Origin of the sequence: Paenibacillus sp. FSL K6-0276, assembly GCF_037977235.1 — a bacterium.
Taxonomy (GTDB): domain Bacteria; phylum Bacillota; class Bacilli; order Paenibacillales; family Paenibacillaceae; genus Paenibacillus_AQ.
In genome coordinates this window covers 4,231,831-4,257,149 of record NZ_CP150276.1, presented here as the reverse complement: position 1 = coordinate 4,257,149, position 25,319 = coordinate 4,231,831, and the positions used below count along the sequence as shown (strand labels likewise).

25 protein-coding genes, 1 riboswitch and 1 other annotated feature are annotated in these 25,319 nt (G+C 44.0%); of the genes, 17 read left to right on the top strand and 8 right to left on the bottom strand.

Going from position 1 to position 25,319, the window contains the following annotated elements:
* The first annotated feature begins 130 nt into the window (after window positions 1–130).
* The 16 genes from MHH52_RS20095 (at window position 131) to MHH52_RS20020 (ending at window position 14,562) form a co-directional block, all read left to right on the top strand.
* A complete protein-coding gene (locus tag MHH52_RS20095) occupies window positions 131–922 on the top strand; it encodes a segregation/condensation protein A (protein WP_313641604.1) in 792 nt (263 codons plus the stop codon).
* The gene (scpB, locus tag MHH52_RS20090; protein WP_313641603.1) at window positions 891–1,493 is read left to right on the top strand and encodes an SMC-Scp complex subunit ScpB; all 603 of its coding nucleotides are present in this window, start codon (window positions 891–893) and stop codon (window positions 1,491–1,493) included. Before MHH52_RS20095 ends, scpB begins: the two co-directional genes overlap by 32 nt.
* Before the next feature lie 185 nt (window positions 1,494–1,678).
* Entirely contained in the window at window positions 1,679–2,392 is a 714-nt protein-coding gene (locus MHH52_RS20085; RefSeq protein WP_340004185.1) for a DUF2953 domain-containing protein, read from the top strand.
* A gap of 84 nt (window positions 2,393–2,476) precedes the next feature.
* A complete protein-coding gene (gene ytfJ, locus MHH52_RS20080; protein WP_340004184.1) occupies window positions 2,477–2,974 on the top strand; it encodes a GerW family sporulation protein in 498 nt (165 codons plus the stop codon).
* A 263-nt stretch (window positions 2,975–3,237) separates the two neighbouring features.
* The gene (locus MHH52_RS20075) at window positions 3,238–4,437 is read left to right on the top strand and encodes a D-alanyl-D-alanine carboxypeptidase family protein (RefSeq protein WP_340004183.1); all 1,200 of its coding nucleotides are present in this window, start codon (window positions 3,238–3,240) and stop codon (window positions 4,435–4,437) included.
* A gap of 36 nt (window positions 4,438–4,473) precedes the next feature.
* Window positions 4,474–5,139 (top strand): nucleoside recognition domain-containing protein, encoded by a 666-nt coding sequence (locus MHH52_RS20070; protein ID WP_313639159.1) that lies wholly within the window; start codon window positions 4,474–4,476, stop codon window positions 5,137–5,139.
* 7 nt (window positions 5,140–5,146) lie between these two features.
* Window positions 5,147–5,680, top strand: a complete 534-nt coding sequence (locus tag MHH52_RS20065) for a spore maturation protein (protein WP_340004182.1) — start codon at window positions 5,147–5,149, stop codon at window positions 5,678–5,680.
* A 66-nt stretch (window positions 5,681–5,746) separates the two neighbouring features.
* Window positions 5,747–6,091, top strand: coding sequence for an N-acetylmuramoyl-L-alanine amidase (locus MHH52_RS20060; RefSeq protein WP_340004181.1), 345 nt, complete (start codon window positions 5,747–5,749; stop codon window positions 6,089–6,091).
* 20 nt (window positions 6,092–6,111) lie between these two features.
* Entirely contained in the window at window positions 6,112–6,870 is a 759-nt protein-coding gene (locus MHH52_RS20055; protein ID WP_042129634.1) for a pseudouridine synthase, read from the top strand.
* A 120-nt stretch (window positions 6,871–6,990) separates the two neighbouring features.
* Window positions 6,991–7,512 (top strand): redoxin domain-containing protein, encoded by a 522-nt coding sequence (locus MHH52_RS20050; RefSeq protein ID WP_313639166.1) that lies wholly within the window; start codon window positions 6,991–6,993, stop codon window positions 7,510–7,512.
* Window positions 7,512–9,197, top strand: a complete 1,686-nt coding sequence (locus tag MHH52_RS20045) for a cytochrome c biogenesis protein ResB (RefSeq protein ID WP_340004180.1) — start codon at window positions 7,512–7,514, stop codon at window positions 9,195–9,197. The genes MHH52_RS20050 and MHH52_RS20045 overlap by 1 nt, the downstream gene beginning before the upstream one ends.
* Window positions 9,194–10,456, top strand: coding sequence for a cytochrome c biogenesis protein CcsA (gene ccsA, locus MHH52_RS20040; protein ID WP_340004179.1), 1,263 nt, complete (start codon window positions 9,194–9,196; stop codon window positions 10,454–10,456). Before MHH52_RS20045 ends, ccsA begins: the two co-directional genes overlap by 4 nt.
* A gap of 77 nt (window positions 10,457–10,533) precedes the next feature.
* The gene (locus MHH52_RS20035) at window positions 10,534–11,250 is read left to right on the top strand and encodes a response regulator transcription factor (protein ID WP_036676174.1); all 717 of its coding nucleotides are present in this window, start codon (window positions 10,534–10,536) and stop codon (window positions 11,248–11,250) included.
* A complete protein-coding gene (locus tag MHH52_RS20030; RefSeq protein WP_340004178.1) occupies window positions 11,251–12,687 on the top strand; it encodes an ATP-binding protein in 1,437 nt (478 codons plus the stop codon).
* Window positions 12,688–12,805: 118 nt separating this feature from the next.
* The gene (gene glpK / locus MHH52_RS20025; RefSeq protein ID WP_340004177.1) at window positions 12,806–14,299 is read left to right on the top strand and encodes a glycerol kinase GlpK; all 1,494 of its coding nucleotides are present in this window, start codon (window positions 12,806–12,808) and stop codon (window positions 14,297–14,299) included.
* A 14-nt stretch (window positions 14,300–14,313) separates the two neighbouring features.
* Window positions 14,314–14,562, top strand: coding sequence for a DNA-binding protein (locus tag MHH52_RS20020; RefSeq protein WP_340004176.1), 249 nt, complete (start codon window positions 14,314–14,316; stop codon window positions 14,560–14,562).
* A gap of 77 nt (window positions 14,563–14,639) precedes the next feature.
* Here the strand turns inward: MHH52_RS20020 and MHH52_RS20015 are convergent, their stop codons facing one another.
* The 6 genes from MHH52_RS20015 to MHH52_RS19990 form a co-directional block, all read right to left on the bottom strand.
* Window positions 14,640–15,632: a ketoacyl-ACP synthase III gene (locus tag MHH52_RS20015; RefSeq protein ID WP_340004175.1), complete on the bottom strand. Its 993-nt coding sequence runs from the start codon at window positions 15,630–15,632 to the stop codon at window positions 14,640–14,642.
* Window positions 15,633–15,787: 155 nt separating this feature from the next.
* Window positions 15,788–16,138, bottom strand: a complete 351-nt coding sequence (locus MHH52_RS20010; protein ID WP_313639175.1) for a hypothetical protein — start codon at window positions 16,136–16,138, stop codon at window positions 15,788–15,790.
* A 196-nt stretch (window positions 16,139–16,334) separates the two neighbouring features.
* Window positions 16,335–16,703: a carboxymuconolactone decarboxylase family protein gene (locus MHH52_RS20005; protein WP_340004174.1), complete on the bottom strand. Its 369-nt coding sequence runs from the start codon at window positions 16,701–16,703 to the stop codon at window positions 16,335–16,337.
* 9 nt (window positions 16,704–16,712) lie between these two features.
* A complete protein-coding gene (locus MHH52_RS20000; RefSeq protein ID WP_340009747.1) occupies window positions 16,713–18,356 on the bottom strand; it encodes a thiamine pyrophosphate-binding protein in 1,644 nt (547 codons plus the stop codon).
* A 114-nt stretch (window positions 18,357–18,470) separates the two neighbouring features.
* Window positions 18,471–18,565: riboswitch (cyclic di-GMP riboswitch) on the bottom strand.
* A gap of 189 nt (window positions 18,566–18,754) precedes the next feature.
* Window positions 18,755–20,005: a HAMP domain-containing methyl-accepting chemotaxis protein gene (locus MHH52_RS19995; protein ID WP_340004173.1), complete on the bottom strand. Its 1,251-nt coding sequence runs from the start codon at window positions 20,003–20,005 to the stop codon at window positions 18,755–18,757.
* A gap of 123 nt (window positions 20,006–20,128) precedes the next feature.
* Window positions 20,129–21,085 (bottom strand): WYL domain-containing protein, encoded by a 957-nt coding sequence (locus MHH52_RS19990; protein ID WP_340004172.1) that lies wholly within the window; start codon window positions 21,083–21,085, stop codon window positions 20,129–20,131.
* A 174-nt stretch (window positions 21,086–21,259) separates the two neighbouring features.
* Here MHH52_RS19990 and MHH52_RS19985 point away from each other — a divergent pair, with 174 nt between their 5' ends.
* Window positions 21,260–22,093: an SDR family NAD(P)-dependent oxidoreductase gene (locus MHH52_RS19985; protein WP_340004171.1), complete on the top strand. Its 834-nt coding sequence runs from the start codon at window positions 21,260–21,262 to the stop codon at window positions 22,091–22,093.
* A gap of 72 nt (window positions 22,094–22,165) precedes the next feature.
* Here MHH52_RS19985 and serA read toward each other — a convergent pair whose 3' ends face one another.
* Entirely contained in the window at window positions 22,166–23,758 is a 1,593-nt protein-coding gene (serA, locus tag MHH52_RS19980; RefSeq protein WP_340004170.1) for a phosphoglycerate dehydrogenase, read from the bottom strand.
* A 246-nt stretch (window positions 23,759–24,004) separates the two neighbouring features.
* Window positions 24,005–24,235, bottom strand: a binding site (T-box leader).
* 110 nt (window positions 24,236–24,345) lie between these two features.
* Window positions 24,346–25,257: a hypothetical protein gene (locus MHH52_RS19975; RefSeq protein WP_340004169.1), complete on the bottom strand. Its 912-nt coding sequence runs from the start codon at window positions 25,255–25,257 to the stop codon at window positions 24,346–24,348.
* Between the last annotated feature and the right edge of the window lie 62 nt (window positions 25,258–25,319).

The window sequence follows — 25,319 nt, the reverse complement described above, 5'->3', positions numbered from 1 at the left end:
CTATTGACGAATCAGTCGAATTCGTGCTTATTTATAATATAAGAAGAAAGCATGGATTATAAGAGCCCTTTCTACTTGTGTAGCGTCCAATGGACGCTGCACTTTACTTTTTTTGGCGGGAGGATGCTTCGTGACTGTATTGTACAAGCTGGAAACGTTTGAAGGTCCGCTGGATCTGCTCTTGCATTTAATTGATAAGGCGGAAATCGACATCCAGGACATTCCGGTCGCCGAGATCACCGAACAGTATATGGAATACCTGCGAAGCATGCAGGAGCTTGAACTGGATATTACGAGTGAATTTCTCGTGATGGCCGCAACCCTATTATCTATAAAGAGCAAGCTATTGCTGCCCAAACCACCGGTCATTGAGATCGATGATTTTGAATATTACGAAGATGATGAATTTGATCCACGAGCTGAACTCGTTCAGCGACTGATTGAGTATCGTAAATTCAAGAGTATTGCTGTTCATTTAATGGATATGGAGAGCGAACGGAGCTTGATTTTTACGAAGGAGCCGGAGGATCTGGGTCCATTCGTGCCAGAAGAGATTGACCATACGCTAAAAGGACTACATACTTCCGACCTTATAGCTGCTTTCCGTAAAGCGCTAAGTAAGGCGGCAAGAAGGTCTTCTTACCAGCGGATCACCCGGGACGAAATATCGGTAAAAGATCGTATACGTGATGTATCGGATGCGCTGCAACGCAGAGGAAAGGGCGGAAAGCTCCACTTCTCAGCACTGCTTCACGATGAAATGGCGCGACACGAAATCGTAGTTACTTTTCTTGCGATTCTGGAACTAATGAAAATGAAGGCGATTTTTTGCTATCAAGAGAAATTGTTTGATGACATCGTAATGGAGTGGAGAGGAGGAGAACACTTCAATGGATTACAAAACGCTGAAATCGATTATTGAGGGCCTGTTGTTTCTATCAGGTGATGAAGGGATCTCCGTTCGGCAAGTCGCCGAGATTACGGAGCAGCGGCCAGAGCTTGCGGCTGGAGCATTAGAAGAACTGAAAGAGGATTATGTAACACAGGAGCGGGGATTGCAGGTAGTTCAAATTGCCGGGAATTATCGGCTGGCTACATTGCCTGATCATGCCCATTATTTTGAGCGCTTGGCTTACTCCCCATCCAGATCAACCTTGTCTCAGGCCGCATTAGAGACATTGGCGATCGTGGCATACCGTCAGCCAATTACACGGGTGGAGATCGAAGAGATTCGAGGCGTGAAATCCGAACGTGCAATTCATACGCTGAATAACAAGGACTTGATCCACGAGGTAGGTCGTGCGGAGGCCGTTGGGCGTCCAATCTTATACGGGACGACTAAATCATTCTTGGAGAGCTTTGGTCTCGCAAGTCTGAATGAGCTGCCTGAACCATCAAACTTCGAATCCACTGATAATTTGGAAGAGGAGACGCAGCTACTGTTCAACAAGCTGGATACTCAAATGACGTTCGAGGATATTGAGCAACCTTAGTTTTTTTGTTATTCCGCAATTATTTTTATTGATGGGACTGCCCTTAATCCATTCATATGGTTTAAGGGCAGTCCCTGTTTTTTTTGAAAAACTACATTTTTTAACCAAACCCCGAATTTTTTCCAGCTTAAATTGCCATACTAAACCAAAGGTTCCCATTATTAAGGTTTCTTGGAGGTAAATACGTGACTTTATGGCTTGGAATTCCCCTCGGTTTGTTGGTACTGGCAATGATCCTGGTTCTGTCTTCATCTATCGATTTCCGCTTCCGATGCTATAAACATGGAAAAAATGACCTGCTCGAGTTAGATGTTATCACTCTTTTTGGACTGATCAAACTCCACTATGAACTGCCCCGATTGGTCTTTAAGGGATTGGAGCGAGGCGTGTTGGGGAAGTTTAAAGAGACAGGTACAGCGACAACAGGTGTCGATACGGTAAAAGAAGAGCAATTCGATAAAGAAAGATTCGAGCACTGGCGGGAAAATATACAGCTAGCAGCGAAATCCACACGTGGATTGAAGGAATGGTTCAGGGACACCTTATCTCATGTCAAAATATCAAAGTTCGACTGGTCCACTGATTTCTCGCTTGGTGATGCAGCAGATACGGCCATAGCATCAGGAGCCGTCTGGGGACTGAAATGGAGTATCGTTGGATTTATTTCGCAGTGGGTCAAATTGAAACACAATCCACGAGTGTTTGTTAAGCCTGTTTTTCAGGATGAGCATTGTTTTTCAATGGAGTTGGTGTGTAAGGGTAAATTGTCCGTCTCCTATGCCATATACGCATTATTTCAGCTTCTTCTACGTGTCTTGAGAGAGACAGGGGGGATCGGTCAGTGGAGAAAGTTACTAAAACAGATGCGACGAGAGCATCGCGGGCAAAGTTTAGAATGAAAGTTACATACAAATGTGTGAATGTGGGGATGCTAAACGCTGTAAATGCAAGAGAAATCGTACTCAATCAAAGGAGGAAACAATATGAGCGACCATCCAATTCAGGGCTTAATGCAAACAGCGATGGAAAATATCAAGGGCATGGTAGATGTTAATACGATTGTCGGAGATCCAGTACAAACACCTGACGGTAGTATTATTCTGCCGATAAGTAAAGTTGCCTTTGGATTTGCTGCAGGGGGTAGTGATTATCAGGTAGAGGATTCTATAAGTGGATCAAGCTCCCAAGGCGGTGTCAAAATGCTTCCTTTTGGTGGCGGTAGCGGGGGAGGCGTCTCCATCCGACCGATTGCTTTTTTAGTGGTTGGTAAGGATGGGGTGAACATTGTGCCACTCGACAATCAAACTCATTTGTTCGAGAAAATCATTGATGCCACACCTGGGCTCATCGACAAAATCCAGACCATGTTCCAAAGCAGTAGTTCTTCAGGTCAAGCTGGGTCATCTGCTACACCAGCACCACCAGCACCACCAGCACCTGCTAAACCCGATCCAAGTACATCTCAAACTTCAACACATTAGGTACACATAATCCTACAAATAGCCTCGGGGATATCGCCTTTCATCAGGCGGTGTCCCTTTTTTGACGTATCAGAAAGTATATTTGGGGCCCCCACAAAGTACCTGAGTACGCAGCGAAGCAAAGCCTCACTTTGTGGGGATATTTTGTGTGGAACATCGCGAAGGAGAGGACATACCCTAAGGCTGGTCCGCATACACTTGTACAACATAAGCATGAAATTAAACACTTTACTTAAGAACCGATAAGAATCCGGAGGATAAATATGAAGACAAAAACCCGTAAATTTCCAATCGCCTTATTACTGTGCATTTTGCTGCTGCTTCTGACACCGCTAACTTCGATCCACGCGGAGAACAGCTCTATATCTACGCATGCAAGGGCAGCGGCGTTGATTGATGTGGAATCCGGGCGTATTTTGTATAGCAGTCGGGGAGATGAGCCTATGCTTATTGCCAGCCTGACTAAAATAATGACCGCCCTCGTCGCGATTGAGAATGGCGATTTAACATCCAAAGTCAAAGTCGGAAAGAATGCCTTCGCCAAAGAAGGTTCCTCTATTTATTTACAGCAGGGTGAAGAGATGACGCTGGAAAATATGCTGTATGGCCTAATGCTCCGCTCAGGAAATGATGCAGCAACAGCGATCGCTGAGCATATCGGCGGATCTGAAGAAGGTTTTGTATACCTGATGAACGCTAAAGTAGAGGAGCTGGGGTTGAAGAATACTCATTTTGCTAATCCGCATGGATTAGATGCTGAAGGTCATTATTCAAGTGCTAACGACTTGGCTGTTCTGACGGCTTATGCTCTTCATAATCCTGTATTTAAGCAAATTGTGAAGACTCAGGAGAAAACTGCGGACAATCCAAATGAGAAATGGGATTACAAGTGGAGAAACAAGAATAAAATGCTGTACCTATATGAGGGCGCGGACGGTGTGAAGACAGGGTATACCAAAAAAGCTCTGCGCTGCCTTGTCAGCTCGGCTACCAGAAACGGTCAGCAGCTTGTCGCAGTGACCATAAATGATGGCGATGACTGGAATGATCATGCTTCGCTGCTAAACTTCGGGTTTAACCACTATCCGCTAAAAACATTGATCGAACGTGGGGACCCAGTGAGCGGTTATAACTTCGTGACAGCCAAAAAATTTGCCTATCCTCTAGGTCAAGGCGAGCAAAATAGAGTGACTACCAAACTTGTCTTAAATCCGAAGACTGCGGCGTCAGCTCAAGATACAAGATCCAACTTTGGACTTCAAGGGGTCCTAGTTCTAGATCTAGGGGGCAAAGAGATAGGCCGGGTTCCAGTGTATACACGAGAGTCCTTACCGCCTGAGGAATCCGCTTATACTAAAAAATATAGTACAACGCAAGCACACACTTATCCTGCGGATAATTGGTTTCAGGCATTAGGCAGTGCACTGAGGGCATTATTTAAATTGGGAGAAAGTTCAAAGTAAGTAGATAGGCTGAATAATGAAGCGGGAGGCGTATCCATGATTAACGGGATTTGGCTAGGGATGATCATCATCGGTTTTCTATTCGCTGCCGTTAACGGCAGAATGGACGAATTTACAGCCGCCGTATTCGACGGAGCCAAAAGTGGGGTTACAGTAAGTTTTGGTTTAATAAGTGTGCTTGTGTTCTGGCTTGGAATCATGCGGATCGCGGAAGATGCTGGTTTGCTTAAGAAAATAGCCAAGATACTTGGCCCTATCGTATCCTTTCTTTTTCCAGATGTGCCGAAAGGGCATCCTGCGATCGGATATATTCTCTCCAACATGAGCGCTAATTTGCTTGGACTCGGTAATGCGGCTACTCCTATGGGCATCAAGGCGATGCAGGAGCTGCAGAAGCTCAACCCGGATAAAGAAACGGCTACGCCAGCCATGTGTACCTTGCTTGCGCTTAACACAGCAAGCATTACGCTTATCCCTGCCACACTAATTGCGATCCGATTAAATTACAATTCGACAGATCCTGCGGGTATAGTAGGCACAACTCTTGCCGCAACGGCTGTTGCGACCCTTGCGGCGATTGCGGCTGATCGATTTTTCCGAAGGATGTCTTTGCTTCGCAAACCTCCAAAGCCGCCATCAGCAAAGTCTGGTTCTGCCCCATTGGTGAAGACATCGCTGACTAATTCTTCTTTGAAAGGGTGAGCATGACTTGTACCAGTTAATCAGTCTCATATCGGCATGGGCGATTCCAGTCATGATTACGTTCATCCCGCTCTATGCTTTTACGCGTAAAGTCCCAGTATATGAGTCATTTGTTGAAGGGGCAAAGGACGGATTTGGTACGGCAATCGCGATTATTCCTCATCTTGTGGGGATGCTTGTAGCGATCAGCGTCTTTCGCGCATCGGGTGCACTCGACTTCCTAATGGGATTCATATCCCCTGCCTTGCAGGGGCTTGGTGTACCTCCAGAAGTACTGCCACTCGGCCTTCTACGGCCTCTTACAGGCACTGGATCGCTTGCCTATACCACGGATCTGATTCGCGTTCATGGCCCGGATTCTCTAATCGGCATGATTGCCTCCACTATACAGGGCAGCACGGATACAACACTCTATGTATTAACGGTTTATTTTGGAGCGGTAGGTGTACGTAACGGCCGTTATGCACTTAAAGTAGGTCTCTTCTCCGATGTTATTGGCTTCGTCGCCGCGATCGCGGTCTGCCTGCTGCTTTTTGGGTAGGAGGCGTCACCCCCTTTCCTTCCTCGACATATGCTATTGCAGCAATGTGGAGGGAGGCAATCCGCTATGAACTATAAAGGTTTCATTCTGCATCAGTCTCGCTGTACTTCCATTAACGGCAAAGGTTTTGATTTCTGGGTTGGAGTAGATGGAGCCATTTATGCAGCGCCGCTGCTGACCGATCCGGAGTATATTCACATTTGCTTGGAAGGTGATTTCAGCAGGGAAGATGGCATTACTCCATTATCTGGAAGGAAAGGACAGCTATTTGCTACGGGTAAACTCATTCTAGAACTGGTAGAGCGTTACCAAATCTCCCCTTTAATCATCGAACCCCACAATAATTACTGCCCAGGAACATTTTTTCCATGGAATGAACTTGTGATTTATCCCTCTGATGGTTATCATTAATCTGAGGTGACTAGTCGAAAATGGAAAGATTACAGAAAATTTTGGCGCAGGCCGGTGTGGCGTCCAGACGTAAGTGTGAAGAAATGATTTTGGCCGGTAAAGTGGAAGTCAACGGGGAACTCGTAACTACGCTTGGCACGAAGGTGGACCCCGCAACAGATATTATTAAAGTGTCCGGTAGACTGATCCGGGGCGAGAACAAAATCTACATTATGTTCAACAAACCTAAAGGAGTGATTACAAGTGCTTCCGATCCAAAGGGTCGTAAGGTTGTAACAGACTACCTTAAAGGAATTACAGAACGGGTTTACCCTGTAGGCCGTCTGGATTACGATACTGAAGGATTGCTGCTCTTAACAAATGATGGAGATTTTGCTAACTTGCTTACCCATCCTAAGCATCATGTGCCTAAGACGTATCATGCTACGGTTAAGGGTATACCGCACGGTACAGCACTGGACAAGCTAAAGGCCGGGATCAAGCTGGAAGATGGCATGACAGCGCCTGCGGAAGTTGAGTACAAAGATATTGATGAAGTGAATAAAGAAGCGGTAATCAGCATTACGATTCACGAGGGACGTAACCGTCAGGTACGACGCATGTTTGATGCGATTTCACACCCCGTCATCCGTCTGAAGCGGATTTCATTCGGGGATATTATGCTGCAAAATCTTAAACGTGGATCCTACCGTCATTTGACCAAAGATGAAATTAACCATCTACAACAAATAGCTAAAGCAGGATTGCTCAAAGAAAGAACTCCACGTAAAGAGTCATAAAGACACAGAATATTCACAATTAAACCCCCTAATGCTGTGACGAAATTCGCTATAATGTTCATAGGATGTTCACACCTCACAACATAAGTATGAGTTGCGTCACAGAAGGGGGCTTTACATGTGGGTAAAGCGAGAAAACCAATTCAAATCGTAATTCTGTTTCTAATCGTTCTAGTGGGTGGTTATGCAATCGGCTCCTCTGTATTTGGAGGAAGCGGAAAACCAGAAGAAGGTAGTAAAGCGCCTTCCATTGATTTGCTAGGTCTAGATGGCGTCGGGCATACGTTAGACGAGTATAAGGGCAAGGCTATTGTGCTGAATTTCTGGGGCTCATGGTGCACACCTTGTGTAAAAGAAATGCCGGCTCTCCAAGCTCAATGGGAGAAATGGAAGGACAAGGATGTAGTTGTTATTGGAATCAATGTAGGTGAAGATCAGATGACTGTCGAGAATTTCGTGAAACAAGTCGACATTGATTTTCCGATTTTGATGGACACGGGACGAGACGCCGTGCGAAGTTATGGTATTTCTCCGCTGCCAACTACCTTCTTTATTAATGCAAAGGGTAAAATTGACAACATTCATATTGGCCAGCTTGATTTAGATTCACTAGATGATCAAATTGGGAAGCTGGTGGATTGATGAGTGAACGCGAGGCTTTTATAACCAATACCAAATGTGAATGCGGCCACCAGAACCCTGTAGGGACTGTTCTATGTGAAGCATGCGGAAAGCCGCTTGGCAAAGAATCGGACTGGGGCGATAATCTGGAAATGCGTTATGATGGTGTAGCCCGCCGTTCTCAGCGCGTTAATCCGAGCATTATTGATCGAGTTTGGAACTTTTTTTCTTCCGTCAAAATAGCGATCTATCTGATCGTATTGACACTGTTAGGCTCTATGCTGGGGACAATTTTCCCTCAGGAGAGTACTTTTCTTAATATTGATGCATCGAGTTATTACAAGCAGGAGTATGGAACAGCTGGAGACATTTACTATAAACTTGGACTTTCACATACATACGAATCCTGGTGGTTTGTGACTCTACTCGTAATGATTGGCGCTTCACTTGTCATTTGTAGTTTGGACCGAGTACTTCCCCTATATAAAGCATTAACTAGGCAGAAGATTCGAAAACATCGTCAGTTCTTAACCCGGCAAAAGGCCGTGCTAGTCACTGAAGTGCAAGAAGAACCAGAAGCTTGGGTTGCTCGGGTGGTGCAGCCTATGCGTAAAAAAGGCTACCGAGTCAAGACAGAAGGAGGAGCTCTGCTAGCAGAGAAACACCGCTTCAGCCGCTGGGGGCCTTACGTAATACATATTGGTTTGATTATTTTTTTACTTGCTGTACTGGCAAGAGGATTGCCGGGACTCAACATGGATCAGCATCTTGCCTTCCCGCAAGGGGAGATTACACAGATTCCGGATACTACCTACTATTTAAAAAATGAGAAATTCACCGTAGAGTTTTATACAGATGATGAGATGCCTGAGGAGTTTCGTGGTAAAAAAATCCTTCCGAAATTATTCCAAACTAAAGCAGTGCTATATAAATGTACCGCGGATTGCGGAGATCCTACTAAGGAACCGCAGCTTACCGAGGTGACAACGCATGATATCCAAGTAAACTCACCTTTGGATTATAAAGGATTGAAAGCGTATCAGTTTGATTATGATTTAACGCCTGTGCTGCGTTCAGTACAGCCTGCACTTAAGAATTCCACCACCGGGGAGACGTACGGTAAATTCAAACTGGACATGAAGAATCCGCAGCGTACAATTACAGCGGGGCCTTATACATTGACTTTAAAAGAGAAGTATATGGATTTTGGACTAAATGAGGATGGGCAGCCGATATCCAAGTCGCCTTATCCAAATGCACCTGCATTTTTGTTCTTGATTCAAGGTCCAGATTTGCCAGCGGAAGGTCAGCAGTATTTCTATTTTCCTAAGCAGGTAGATAAGACTCAGTTTCAGCAGGTAGCGATTAACGATAAGCTTGGTGGCAGCAGCAGATTTCTTGAGCTTGAAGTGGACAACATGAGCGATGTTGATTTTTCGGAGTCGACTACATACTTGAATATACGTATTGATCGTGCAATGCCTTTTGTATGGTTAGGTGCAGCAATCGTGATGCTGGGTTTAGTCCTTGGATTTTACTGGCAGCATAGACGCATCTGGCTTACCGTTACTAACGGAGAGCTAATACTCGGAGGACATACGAACAAGAACTGGTTCGGTTTTCGCCGTGAGATCGTTTCTATTTTAGAAAAAGTAGATATGGTAGTCGATGAAAAATCATTAGATAATGGAGGAGGCCTTACATGAGCTTGCTCGATATCAGCAGCGCTGTCTTTATTGCCGCATTCTTATTATACAGCGGTTCGTTTATGTTATTCACTATCGCTATCATGGGTCGCAAGTGGTCGGGCCGCAAGCCAGAGGAACATACTGCTCGCTGGGGTAAAATAGCTTTTATTGTTTCTTCTATAGGTCTTATCTTTCATCTCATCTATTTCTTTACGCGCTGGTCTGGTTCAGGACATATTCCAGTCAGCAACATGTATGAGTTCATGACTTTCTTATCCATGATGGTTATGGTAGCCTTTACAGTGATGTTTGCCATCTATCGCAAGGTTATTCTCGGTCTTTTTGCAGTTCCAATTAGTATTATTGTGATGGCATACGCCGCTGTATTTCCACAAGAGATTCAGCCGTTGATTCCATCCCTTCAATCGAACTATCTTAAGATTCACGTAACATTGGCTGCACTAGGTGAATCCTTCTTCGCAGTAGGATTTGCGGCAGGGCTGATGTATCTGCTGCGGACCGTGAATTTTTCCAGTAAAGAGAAGGCGGATCGTAAGCAACAGAAGCTGATTGAATTTACTCTCTTTTCAATCATTGTTATAATTGGTTTTCTGGGTTCAGTTTTTGCTTTCCGCGGAGCAGGTTATGAGACTGTTTTTGTACGTCCCAACGTTACGATTGACAGCGCAGGGCAGGAAAATAGTACAATAGAGAAAGTGAGTTATCGAATGCCGCCGATTGTGGCCCCTCACAATAGCGAAATTGAAAGCTTCCAGTCGTTTCTTGGCATGAAAGAACCTCTCTTTGAAGCTCCTTCTTGGATGAATGGTGTGAATGCTGGACGGAAGTTTAATACTGTAATCTGGTCGATTCTTTCCGGATTACTCCTTTACGGAGTTCTTCGCTTGATCGTACGCAAGCCATTGGGCACAGCGATTCACCCAGTGATGGACGGAATTGATGAGGGCGATCTAGATGAGATTACGTATAGGGCGATAGCCATTGGCTTTCCTATTTTCACATTAGGCGCTTTGATTTTTGCAATGATATGGGCTCAAATAGCCTGGGGAAGATTTTGGGGATGGGACCCCAAAGAAGTCTGGGCACTCGTCACTTGGCTCTTCTACAGTGCTTATCTTCATTTGCGATTAGCTCGTGGATGGCAAGGACGAAAATCTGCCTGGCTTGCTGTTCTAGGCTTTTTGGTCGTAATGTTTACCTTGGTTGGCGTTAATCTAGTCATCGCCGGACTTCATTCTTATGCGGGGACGGACTGAGCATAGTTAACCTGCTAACACAGCACAATGGATTTAAGGTTACGTTCTACTGTATTTGATGAAGGGGTTGTTGTGAAATGGCAGATCATTTAAACAGAATTCTGGTAGTGGATGATGAAGAACGCATTCGCCGCCTGCTTAAGATGTATCTTGAAAAAGAAGGTTATGAAATCGACGAAGCAGAAGATGGCGAAATCGCTCTTCGTAAAGCAACGGCAAATGACTACGGTCTAATTTTGCTGGATGTTATGTTGCCTGGCATTGATGGAATGGAAGTGCTGACCAGACTCAGAGGGGTCAAGTCAACACCAGTCTTAATGCTTACAGCTAAAGGCGAAGAGATTAATCGTGTACAGGGCTTTGAGATGGGTGCTGATGATTATGTCGTGAAGCCGTTTAGCCCTCGCGAAGTGATTTATCGCGTGAAGGCCATTATGCGCCGTTCTTCGGCAACAGCATTTTTGTCCAAAGAGAGCAACTCCAGCAATAACATTGTATTTACTCATCTTATTATTGAACATGACGCGCACCGTGTGACTGCTGGTGGTGAAGAAGTGAGTCTGACACCGAAAGAATACGAACTGCTGCATTATTTGGCGATTTCGCCGGATAAAGTGTTCTCTCGTGAAGAACTGCTTAAGGATGTTTGGAATTATGAGTTTTTTGGAGATTTGCGTACAGTCGATACTCATGTTAAGCGTCTTCGTGAAAAACTGAATAAGGTATCGCCGGAATCCGCGGCGATGATTACAACCGTATGGGGTGTAGGCTACAAACTTGAGGTACCTAAATAGGTGAACTTCTGGAGAAGTCTTGTCGGCAAGCTGTGGGTCACAATCATCTGCCTGGTCGCTGTCGTGCTTATTTCACTTGGGTTGTTCCTACTTCCCTATATCGACAGCAACTTTGCCAATTCCGGAGATATCAAACGTTTATTTATGTATACGTGCATGATCGGATTTTCTTTGACGACATTCTTCGCGTTGTTCTTGTTTACCAAGATCACTCAACCGATGCAACGTGTCATTGAGGCTGCAAACAACATTCGACGTGGTGAATACGGAACTAGGCTGACGCTTGTCACAAGCGACGAAATCGGCCAATTGGCGACTTCCTTCAACCATATGGCTGAGGAGCTGGAAGAGAATATTCGCAGTCTGCACCATGAGAAAGGTCATCTATCCAGTGTACTCCGTAGCATGAGTGATGCTGTAATCACTTTTGACATCGAGGGCCAGATTATTCTGACCAATCCGCATGGTCAATCTTTGCTTGAGAGCTGGAGCGATTTGCAATGGGAGCAGGAGAGTGATATAGAGCCTCATTCGAAAACGGCTGAGAGTAATGTTCCACCTCCCCTGCGTCCTTTATTTTTAAGCACATTGAAGGAAGGCGGCGATGAGCGTTCTAATGTGCATGTCCGGCAGGGTGTGTGGTCAGTTCACATGGCACCTTTATATTCTGAGGGTAACATTCGTGGAGTGGTTGCTGTTCTGCGTGATGTGACAGAAGAGGTACGACTCGAAAAAATGCGCCGTGACTTCGTAGCTAACGTCTCCCATGAGATCCGGACCCCGTTATCGATGATGCAAGGTTATAGTGAAGCTCTAATAGATGGAATGGCTTCTTCACCCGAGGAAAGTAGTGAACTGATTCAGGTCATTCATGACGAATCACTACGCATGGGACGTCTCGTTAAGGATTTGCTTGACCTTGCGCGAATGGAAGCTGGGCATACGGATATGCTGAAGGCACAGGTAGATGTGAATGAACTGCTGGAACGAGTTTACCGCAAATTTTCCGTACGTGCTAAAGAGCGTGATATACATCTGCAGCTAAACAAACAGAGTGATGTCCTTATTCTTAAGGCGGCGGATGAAGATAAGCTGGAGCAGGTCTTAACCAATTTGCTCGATAATGCTTTTCGTCATACTCAAGATGGCAAGGAAATTACCGTTCAAACAGGAACTTGTGTATTAGAAGGATGTCGCTATCTTGAAATTAAAATTCAGGATGAAGGGGTCGGAATTCCACAGGAAGATCTGCCGTATATATTTGACCGTTTCTACAAAGCCGATAAGGCGCGTGTGCGGGGAGAATCAGGTGGAACTGGATTGGGGCTTGCAATTGTTAAAAATATTGTTGAGTCGCATCACGGAACCATTTCAGCTTCCAGTAAGTTGGGCGAAAGTACAACCTTTACCCTAAGACTTCCTGTCGAAAAACAGTAATTCCAAACACAATGTGTGATAGCGCCTCTGACAGCAGAGGTGCTTTTTGTTGAAACGAACACATTAATCTTGTTCATCGTGGAACATATCTCATAGTTTTTGCTTGGGAGGCCATAAAATGATTTTATCTTTAGACCAAGGTACTACCAGTTCACGAGCCATATTGTTCGATACGGACGCTAGATTGGTCTCGCAAGGACATTATGAGGTTAAACAATCTTTCCCCCACCCTGGCTGGGTGGAGCACGACCCAGAGCAAATCTGGGAGTCACAGCTTGCAGCCGCAAGAGATGCGATCGCTCAGGGCGGGATAGTGGCCCAGGAAATCTCCGCCATCGGAATTACGAATCAGAGGGAAACGGCTCTGGTCTGGGATAAAAGAACAGGTAAGCCGATTTACCCTGCGATTGTGTGGCAGGACAGACGTACCGCGGAGCAGTGTGAAGAGCTCAAGGGTAAAGGGTTGGAGCAAGAAATTGCGAGCAAGACGGGCCTCGTTGTTGATGCTTATTTTTCTGCAACCAAAATCTCTTGGATTCTTGATCATGTAGATGGCGCACGAGAGCAGGCGAATAATGGCGAACTACTAGCTGGAACAGTAGATAGCTGGCTGATCTGGAAGCTAACTGGCGGAGCTGTGCATGCCACTGATGTAACCAATGCATCGCGTACGATGTTATTTAATCTCCATAAGCGCTGCTGGGACGACGAGCTAATGGAAGAGCTCCGTGTTCCACGCTCGATCCTGCCAGAAGTGAGGATGTCTGGCGGTGAATTTGGTGCAGCAGACTCACAGTGGTTCGGGGCAGAAATCCCTATTCGCTCTGTACTGGGAGATCAACAGGCTGCTTTGTTTGGACATACTTGTCTTGAACCCGGCAGTGCCAAAAACACTTATGGAACTGGATGCTTTATTCTAATGAATACAGGCAAGGAAGCTGTAGTCTCCAGTCATGGGTTGTTGACCACTGTGGCTTGGGGAATGGGTGATGAACTCTACTATGCGCTCGAGGGCAGTGTGTTTGTAGCTGGAGCGGCTGTACAATGGCTTCAGGAGGGTCTTGGCCTCATTGAGGAGCCAGCAGGCTCAGAAGACAAAGCGCGGGAAGTTGAGGACAGTGAAGGGGTTGTCGTTGTACCGGCTTTTACCGGACTGGGTGCACCTTATTGGGATATGTACGCTCGTGGTGCAGTATTCGGTCTGACTAGAGGTACGACCTCGGGACATTTGGTACGAGCAACGTTAGAGTCATTAGCATTTCAGTCTAGAGACGTAATAGGGGCTATGGAAAAAGACGCAGGCATGCCGTTGACCGGATTGCGTGTGGATGGTGGAGCTGTGCGTAATGATTTGCTGATGCAGTTCCAGTCTGATATCCTCGGTAGTGAAGTTACTCGAACTACATATGCGGAGACGACTGCGCTGGGAGCAGCACTTCTGGCTGGATTAACCTCAGGGATCTGGACAAGAGAACAGCTAGAAAGCTTCAACAAAGCGGAGAGGGTCTTTTCACCACTAATGGGTATGGATGAACGTGAACGTCGTTACAACGCCTGGAAAGACGCTGTAGCGCGTACCATGGGTTGGGAGAAACATGAAGGATATCAGTGATCAGGGGGATGCACATGTCCAAGGATAGAAATAGAGAAACCGATACAATAGGTATGCTTGGCGGATCGGAATCAGATCTTCCCTTTGGATTGGCCAAGCCTGCACTTCGAGCACTCCATGGTGCTGGGTATACACAGATTCACCAAATAAGTAAGCTTACTGAGACAGAGCTTCTACAGCTACATGGAATGGGACCAAAGGCGCTTGATCAATTACGGCGTGCACTCGCCGAGAACGGTTTGTCCTTTGTCAGTGAGTCCTAAAGAACCATTCACAGATCATAACAAAAAGGGGCAGGCTAAGGATTATCCTTGGCCTGCCCCTTTTTGTGTTGTAACTCTTAATATTCAATAACAAATGCTACATTTTGCCATCCGGCACCCACTGTCCAGAACAGAACTTTATCACCGCGTTCGATCTTTCCAGTAGTTATAGCTTTGTGTAGAGCAATAAACGGGCTGCTGGTTGAGGTATATCCGAATTCATCCCCTATGTATACTGCTGCATCACGATCGATACCAACTTTCTCACAAACACCAATGATATTAGGCAGTGAAAGCTGTGAGAAACAAGCGGCCTTAATGGACTCCGGCGCTATATTGTTGTCGGATAGCAGGGTGCGAATCGATTCAGAGGCAGCATCCACACAAATGGAATCATCAAATGGAATGAACTTCACATTGAAATTTCCAGCTGCTACGCCTTTTCTACCCAGATTGGCCAAGCCTTCAGCCGGGAACATGGAGTTGCCGTAAACACATGTGTTTGTTTGATAGATAGAATCAATGAAGCCTACCGCATTCTCATCACGCTCAAGAATGACAGCCGCAGCTGCATCACCGAAGTTAGCATAATAGATCGGATCATTCTTATCTGCATGAGGTGCTACATGATCGGACCCGATGACCAAAGCGCGTTTAATTCTAGGATTCGCTTGCATTTGACGGCTAACCTGTTCAACCGAAGCAGTCATACCCGCACAGTTAGCATTGCTGTCAATACAGATTGTATGGGATGCGCCGTTGATTAAACGGTGAATCATTAAAGAGTTGGTAGGAAAGATATATTCAGGAGTTTGACTCGCATAGGCAATAAGATCGATATCGGCTCCAGTGAGACCGTTTTTCTCCAACACATTACTGGCAGCCTCGAAAGCCATTGTAAGGGAATTTTCTTCCTCATTCTTAATACTGTAGCGTGTATCACGACCTAATGCGGTCAGCAGACCACGGATATCAATACCCTTTTCGTCAAAATGCTTAATGAAAAAGTCATTACCAACTTTATTGCTAGGATGATAGATATCAATGTCTTGAATACGAATTCCGGTCATATGACTCCTCCTGAAAGACTCGATAGTATACTTTTAAAAATATAAGGATTTATATGTTCCATGCTATAAATTATCCTTATATTTCTCGCTTAAACGCTTACCGTCCTTGTAAGGACGCCGAAGGCGTTTATGCTTGTTTTAAGATAAGTGAAGTACTAAACTGTAACGATAGAAATGATCTCGATGTTATCGAGTCCGGCTTTACGGCCTAGACGAGCTAGTTGCATTTTAAGGATTGGGTTATTCTCAAGCGTTAGATTTACTTTTACAAATCCATCATTCTTAAACATTACAAAGCAACCTTCCAAAAGAGGTACAACATCAGGTGCTGTTACGTTAAGCTTTCTGCAGTCGATTTGCAATTCATAGTCTACTGGATTGATAGGATTGATAGTTTGTTGATAAGCTTGGATGGATTTCAGGCCATCTTCTTCAGAAAATGTTCCTTCCAGCTCAATATTGATTACTTTTTTAGTAGTGTCTGTCTTCAAAATAAATTGTCCCATGTCTAAATCTCTCCCATAATTTGAATTTTTCTAGAAATAGTTTGACTGTAATTTACAGTCATGTGAATATCCATATAAACTGTTTTTAACGTCAAGTTTCGACAATACACAGCATATATTGGAATATTTTAACTCTATTATAGGCATATAAATCTTTGATATGCAATAATAAAGTCGAAATGTGTCGAACCAATAATTACTGAATTTCTTCAATCGTTTCGAGAAGGATATTAAAAGCCGTGATGATTCTAGGTGCCCCTATAGCGGGTACTAAGTGTAATAGAATACCTTTGAGTTGTTCTACAGTAACTCCTACACGAAGAGCCATGACATAATGAACACCCAATTGATCGAACTGACCCATCGCAATCAGAGAAGAGATAACTGCGATTTCCTTCCAGTCAGCTTCAATGGTGTTACGTTGAAAAATATCGCCGTAAGCATTTCCCATAATAAATTCAGCCAAGTCAGGGAAATGTTCTTTAATCGGAGCCAGTGCTTTAGCACCGTAGTCTCCTGAGAGATTCGTGAAGTGGTTAAGACCACTGTTTACATTGTCTTTCATAGTGACCTCCTAATTTAGGTTCAAAGTACGGTGAGCAGTCGGAGGGACCTCATCACGGTTTGTTAACAGTTCAATGACGGCAACACGGTTGATTGCAACAGCGTCCTTGATAGCTGTTTCGAATTCTTCCGATGTCTCACATTTGTAGCCCGTAGCGCCTAATGATTCTGCGAACTTCACAGCGTCCATAGGGACTTCGTAGATAGTTCCGTCAATACGCCCTGTAGTTTTTTCCATACCTTTAAGAGCCATATCTAGCTGTTTATTATTTACAACAATGAATATGACAGGAATATCCTTGCAGACAGCAGCATTAATCTCCGCGCCTAGCATCATAAAGCAGCCATCTCCTGTAATGCAGAAGATCGTTTCTTCTGGAGCAGCTACTTTTGCACCAATCGCCATTCCGATGGAATTACCCATACAAGCAAAGTAAGCATCGAAAACAAAACTGCCCGGTTTCTTAACCTTGAACCACTTCGCAGCATGGAAACCGTGGCTTCCATCATCAACAAAGACTGTACTGTTATAGGGGATCAAATCACTCATCGTACTCATGACCGATGCAAGCGAAAGGCTTGGTAAAATCGGAAGCTCTTCGGAATAATCGGCATTTGTGGGTGCTTCGCGTTTCGTGATGTTGTTCGTGTCTATATGATTGAGATAGCAAACTAGATTGTCGCGTAGATCTCCAGTCACTGGAATCGTTTTAGAGAACAATATTTTTCCGACAAAGGTCGGATCGCTATCAAACTGAATTAATGTTGTGGGATGATTTTCCCGCTTAAGATTACAAATAGTCATGTCACTTAAACGTGAGCCGAGAACGATAAATAGATCACTTTTATTCAGTAAGTCATCCCCATGGGTACAACCGCCTACTCCAATTGGACCGTGATAGAGTGGATGATCCCAAGCTATAGCCCCTTTACCACCTGGAGATGTAACAACAGGAATATTAAATGTTTCCGCTAATTGAATTAGCTCATGATGTGCTCCTGAGCGGTTAACTCCTTTACCAGCGATAATTATTGGATTCTTTGAGTTATTAATAGTATCAAGTACGCGGTCGATATTAGCGTGGCTAACCAGTGATTCGCGTTCAGGGATTACAATATTACATTCCTCCAGCAATTCCGTTTGTACATCAAAGGGGATACAAAGGTGAACTGGACCGCGATTACCGCTTAAAGCAATGGATATGGCATGATTAAAGATCGTGCTAAAGTGATCACCACGTTCAATAAGTTTGCTATATAAGGTGGCTGGTCTAAACATATCAGCTAAATCAGCTAGAAAAGAGGAAGAGTCCTGACATTGGGGAATTCCTAGCTCTTTAATAGATTGATGGCCGGTAATAAATAGGACAGGTAAGTTGTTGGCCTTAGCATGTGCTGCTGCAGTTAATAGGTTTGTTCCACCAGGACCAGAAGTACCAAAAGCCACACCTAGTTTTCCAGTTTTCAGCGCATACCCAGCTGCTTCGAAGCCGGAACTGCTTTCATGTCTCCCAGGAATAAATTCAATACCGTAATCTACCATTTTAAGAACGATAGGACAAATGGATTTGCCAATAATACCAAAGGAATGGGTAACACCAAGGTTCCGTAGTGCTTCCGACATGTAATCTGCGACTGTCTTCAAAAAATACACCTCACAAGTTGTTATTTTGAAATCAAACATTAGAAAACCTGTGCTCTGAAATAGGGCACAGGTTGGTAGCATAAATCGCCATAGAGACTGAACAATAGTTCAGTCGTCTTGGTTTTCAGCAACCTGGCTGTCATGGCCTCGGATTAAAATGAGGCTGTAGATCCATGGTTTTGCGTCATCCTCTTTCGAAGATTTTGCCAATATTAATTTAAAATTTATAAGAAGAATTTTCCTTTACAATATATTCCTAGAGATCCTTTGTCAATATATTCTCGCAAATTAACTCGAATTTTGACGAAAATCTTGTCCAACCTATGAAATAATAGATATAAAAAAACTGCCCCTAAGTCAAAACTTAGGAGCGGTTTTTGGATTTGTTTACACAATTTTAAAGTTATTTAAAACTTGAAAATATGGATCGTCTTCTGTAGATTAAACACAGCCTGAGTCATTTTCTCAGTTTCTTCTGCGACGGATTGCAGGGCATTGATTTGTTCATTCATAGCGGCTGATACTTCTTCGGTGCCGGCAGCAGTTTGCTGCGTGATCGCAGAGATATTCTCTATTGCGCTTGAGATTTTCAAGGCACTTTCCAACATAAGATCACTTTCAGCAGAGAAGGAAGAAATCTGTTCGGTAATATACTGCACACTTTGCACAATTTGAGCAAAGATATGAGCAGATTGAGTGATCATCTCATTCTGTACCTGTACGACTTCTTCGTTGATAGCGATATTGTCAATCGCTTGTTTAATATCAGTTTCGATGCTCCGAACTAAGCCAAAGACTTCCTTCGTTGAAGCCGTTGATTCCTCAGCGAGCTTACGAACCTCCTGTGCGACAACAGCAAATCCTCGACCATGTTCTCCGGCACGAGCAGCTTCGATGGAAGCATTAAGCGATAAGAGGTTGGTCTGCTCAGCGATCTCTGTGATGGTCTTTGTGATCATCGTAATTCCGCGAGCATTTTGAGAAAGGGCTTCGATGGTGTCAGCGACTTTTTGAGTAGCCTGTATGTTTTTACGCATGCCTTCAGCTTGAGTATCAACGGATTGGCGTCCTTGTTCAACAAGTTCTAAGGTATGTATCGAACGTCTGTTCATTTCTTTCGTTGAGTTCGTATAATTGGATACTTTATTCTCAATATCTTTAATAGATTCTGTCATTTCAGCGATATCCGTAGATATCTCATTTGCACCAAGAGCTAGTTCATTGGACGAAGAGGCTACCTGTGCCATGACAATTTTCAAGTTCTGATTCTTATCTTCGATTCCACGGCTTGCATCCATAACTTGTCGAGTGATTTGTGATGCTTCTGTCAAAATCTTCTTGAGTTTGTCAATCATAGTATTAAAAGAACGACTCACGTCGCCCATAGAACCATTCTCATCGGCTCTACTAGTAAAATCACCCTTTGAAATACTATGAGATACATTCGCGATATCATCAAAAGAAGATGTAAGCGTTCCCTCGATAAAGCGGGCAACGGGTAAAGTTAAGGCAGCAAGAACAACGATTAGAACAATACCTAAAATAATGTTGCCTAAGATCATAAAAGTAACTAAAACAGGAATGGCAAATAGTGCGGCAACGAGGTAACATCCGGCAACAATTCTTTGTTTTAACGGAAGTTTATGCATCCAGTTCATTGGTATAAATGTCCTCCTTATTAATAATATGTATTGGTGTTATTATATGGGATTTAAAGGTGATTGGTCTATAGTAAGAACTGACATAAATCTTCTTTTAGGAGTAGATCTTTAGATTTCATGTCAAAAATCCTCATAAATAGCGGAAATTATCGCGATAGCAGACTTTACCATCTCTAAAAGTTCTTGTGGAGCAATAACAATAACTGAGGGAGAAAAGGAGAGTATTATACGGCAGGCGGACTCAATCGTATTAAATTCAGCATCTACGTTCATCCACTCATCGTTGCTAGATGGTTCTATCAAATGGATGGTAACGAATCTCTCACGCTGCAACTCTTTTAGGACAGATGATCTAACCCTTAGTTTTACCGGATACTTGGGCAGCGCTGCTTTAAAGGCAGTGGTGGACTCTTCCCAGTAACGCTTTAAATCAAAATCGTCAGGCCTGTTAAACCACTCATGGGTCTCCTCAACGTTAACTAATCTGGACACACGAAAGGTTCGCAGTTCATCCTCGCTTTTGGCTACGACATACCATACTCCTCGTTTTGCAACTAGCCCCAGAGGTTCAATGAAACGGACCTTTGTCTCGTCGTTCCGGAGATAAGTGATTTTTACTTTACGGTCCTCCCAAAGAGCTCCCTGCAGTACAGAAAGGAACGGATAAGTCTCATCCGAAGGATGCCAACTGGCACCGTCAATATGGATACGCTGGCTTAGGTAATTTGCTGGGTTACTAGTTCGATGTGAGGAAGCAGCCTCCAGTTTGAGAACAGCTGAAGAGTAATCGTCTTCTATCCCTAGATCCTTCATTAAAGATGAGTCTGCGGACAGAAGCAGCGAACCAATCTCTTGTGGCTTCATACCCGTTAAGGAGGTTCGGTACCCTTCTGTAAGCATCCAACCTCCCTCACGCCCCCGTTCAGCTACAATAGGGATTCCTGAAGCACTCAATGCTTCCATATCTCTAAAAACAGTTCGTTCTGATACTTCGAGTGTTTGGGCCAGTTCGCGAGAAGTCATTTTTCCACGCTTTTGCAACAGAAGCAGTATAGATAACAAGCGGTCGGCTCTCATTTGTTTACTATTCCTCCTCGTATGAATCCTAGGACGATACCCAGTAATCATTTCTTAAAACATGATTATATTATATATGTCAGTTGATGTCATATATAAGGGCTATACTTATAAAACGTAAGGAATAATCACAAAATACTGAAATCTGAAATCATGTTGAAAGGGTTGAGGGCTATGATATTGAAAGGGAAAGTCGCACTGGTTACCGGGAGCAGCAGAGGTGCTGGTAGAGGGATCGCTTTAGAGTTAGCAAGAAGAGGCGCTTTTGTCTATATTACAGGGAGAACCACAGATGTATCCGCCACAGAACATCGTAAGGGGAGCATAGATAGCGTACTTAGGGAAATAAAAGAGAGCGGAGGATCTGGTGTGGTAATACGATGTGACCATACGAAAGATCAGGAAACAGAAGCGGTGATCCGTCAGATCACTGAAGAGCAGGGCCGACTCGATATTCTAGTTAATAATGTATGGGGCGGCAATGACTTAGCTATCGAGCAGAAGCCTTTTTGGGAGTTACCTACAGCACATTGGAATAATATGTTTAATGCGGGTGTGAGAGCACAGTTGATCACAAATTATTACACAATTCCCTTAATGCGCAAGGCAAAAACTGGCGGTCTAATTATCCATACAACATTTTGGGATGATTATAAATATTTAGGTAACTTTTATTATGATCTTTCTAAAAATACACTTATACGTATGGCCTTCGGTCTGTCGAAGGAGTTAAAAGATGACGGTATTGCGGTTATTCCACTTTCACCTGGATGGATGAGAACAGAAGCGGTTCTAGAAGCCATGAATACAGATGAGGAACATTGGCAAGAAGTCGAGGAGCTAAAAATGAGTGAATCGACGACATATATTGGTCGAGCTGTGGCTTCACTGGCCGCTGATCCGGAGGTTATGTCCATGTCCGGTGAGCCGCAGCTGGTTGGAAGGCTAGCTGAAAAGTATGGATTTACCGATATCGATGGAAGGACCATCCCCGCATTCATAATATAGGAAGAACAAGGTTCGTAAATAAAAGAAAGGCCACTCCAGTACATTCTGGAATGGCCTCTTTATCATTATAGATTAAAGAAGGATGATTTCTTCAGCAGTGTTAATCTCTGGTAAACCAGCAAGTTTCACAAGTACATGCTTAGGAACAGCTTTGTCAACGGTCAGCAGCATGATTGCAGCGCCACCAACAATTTTACGTCCCACTTGCATGGAGGCGATATTAACATCGTTCTCGCCAAGCAATGTACCCACGAGTCCGATAATCCCTACTTTGTCGTTATGGGATACAAAGATTTGATGACCTTCAGGAGCAATATCAACTGGGAACTTATTCACTTGAACAATCCGTTCTCCATAACCTTGCAGCAGGGTGCCGGCAACAAGATACTCTTGGTCATGATCGGCTTTTAGAGTAACGGTAATCAGATTGGTAAAGCCCTTAGTTTTGGAAGCTTTAGTTATCACTACGTTAACGTCGCGTGTTTTCGCCAAATGCATGGAGTTTACAATATTCACGTCCTCTGCAAAGTGGCGGGAGAGCACACCTTTTACAATGTAGCGGGTTAGGGGCTGGGTATCTACATCTGAAAGATCCCCAGCGTACTCAACATGGATTTCACGGATAGCAGCAGCTGTAATTTGGGTAACAAAGCTGCCCAGTTTCTCACCAAGCGTGAAGTAAGGTTGAAGCTTATTCATTACACTTGGAGCCACTGGAGGAATGTTGACAGCGTTAATGAACGGTTCATTACGCAGAATGTGCAACACTTGCTCCGAAACATCGATCGCCACATTCTCTTGAGCTTCAACCGTAGAAGCGCCAAGGTGAGGAGTCACGATGATTTTTGGGTGAGACAGGAAAGGATGATCTGCTTGTGGCGGTTCTTTCTCGAATACGTCGAATGCAGCGCCAGCAACAATACCATTATCTATAGCTTCTACTAATGCCATTTCATCAATAATACCACCACGGGCACAGTTGATGATGCGCATTCCTTTTTTCATCACTTCGAATTGTGGACGGGAAATCATATGACGTGTTTCAGGAGTAAGTGGGGTATGCACAGTAATGAAGTCTGCGCCACGAACAACATCGTCAACGGAAGCCTGTTTTACTTCGAGTTTCTCAGCACGTTCTGCAGTCAGGAAAGGGTCGTAAGCAAGAATCTCCATACCAAAAGCTTTGGCACGTTTAGCCACTTCGCTACCGATTCTGCCCATTCCGAGTACACCCAAAGTTTTGCCGCGTAACTCTACGCCCAGGAAAGTCTTTCTATCCCATGTACCCCCGATGGTCTTCGCGTAAGCTTGTGGAATGTGACGAGCCAGTGCCATCATCATTGCGAAAGCATGCTCACAAGTCGTAATTGTATTTCCATCAGGAGCATTGATTACAACAACACCACACTTTGTTGCAGCATCCAGTTTGATATTATCTACACCAACACCTGCACGACCAATTACTTTTAGATTTTTTCCTGCTTCGATGATTTTGTCTGTTACAGTAGTTTGACTGCGGACAAGTAAGCCATCGTATTCACCGATAATTGCAATGAGTTCGTCTTCGCTGAGGCCTGTTTTTTTGTCTACAACTACATCTTCTGCGTCCATCAATTGCTGAATGCCCAAATCACTGATTGGATCCGATACTAATACTTTAAACATGGTTTCTTATCCCCCTTAAAGTTGAAAAGCTTTATATGTCGAGGACGCCCTTTAGGGTAATCCACAATACCTGAAGATTCACGAACTAGTAGAGAAAAAACATGTGATAATAGTAGATCAACGCGGTGTCGCATAAAAGAAGATGCGTGCAGGAGTGCCGCGAAATCGGTAACTTTGGGCAAATGGATAGTATTAATAAGGTATTTAGGAAATAAAAAAACTCCCGACCCCCATACTACTGCCGTAGTAAGGGACGAGAGTTATCTTCGTGGTACCACCCTAATTCACTGCAACTTGGAAGAAGCAGCCTCATTGGCCTGCAAAGGCCACACTGGTAACGGAGTTGATCCGATTGCACCTACTTTAAGGTTCGATACAATATCTCAGGAGCGCTAAAGACATCTGTTCGTCACCGGTTTGCACCAACCACCAGCTCTCTGAAGACTTCCAGTATCTTTGTTCCATCATCGTTTTTAATTGATTAATTTTTTCATAATGTAACACGGTAAGCTAGTTGTGTCAATAGGCTTTGAAAGTAGGTTTTCTTGAAGTGAACTTCATTTTTCGTTATGATTCAATGACTGGTTCTATTCATAAAAAAACGGGAGCTGTGGAATCGTCTCCTTGCTATAGTACTGCTCTCGACACTTCATAAAATCCTCTACCTGTATAGCACCTGTGGAAATAAGCAGGGTTACTGAGGACTGAACATCCGTAAGATTCAATGAACTGGCAGTACCAGAATGTATCAAATCGTCTATTTTTGCGGTAATGTCCTGAGGATCGTAGGCTGCAAAAATTCCACGATTTAACATCATATCAGCAACGGATGCGTTCTTTTGAAGAAGAGGCATTTTTTTCCACTGTATAAAGGACATGGTCTTTAGCTCACCGGCATCAGAAGGGATTTTCTGGTTTGTCTTAGAGCCCCACTTTAGCATAGAATCATAAAAGTTCTTTTGTGCCAACAATCCGAATTTAACCGCACCGGCAGTGTAAGGATCATTTTTTAGCAATTTAGCCGTCTCTGCACCAGATGCACTTGCCCCTATTTCACCAGAAGCTTTTGAAAATAAAGTTAAGCTTTTGAGTATATTTAGCTGTGATTGTTGTAATAAAGGAGAGTTGGAAAAGATAGAGTCCTGGTTAACTCTTTCATATTGTTTATCTGCTAGAAGGCTAAGATTCTTCATAGCTGCTACGTTCACACGGGCATCTGTACTGCGTGCCAACTTGTCCAGTTGTGTGTTCCAAATTTGCTTGAATTCCCGATAAGGCAAAAATACGTTATGATAGAAAGTAACAAGATCCTTCTGTTGGTAAGCGCCCGTGAATTCTTCTAATCCATATCCATTGCTGCTCTTTTGTTTTTCATATTTAGCTTCCGTTTTGTCTGCGCCAACCTTGACGCCTGTAAAAAATGCGGTAAAGGCGCAAATAAGGAAAAACAAAAAAAATAGGGTGTATAACATTTGAGTACGGGAGTTACGTTGGCTCATAATAAATGCTCCTTTTTCTGGGGGAATTATCCTATGTATTATGTATTGATAGTAACATTATG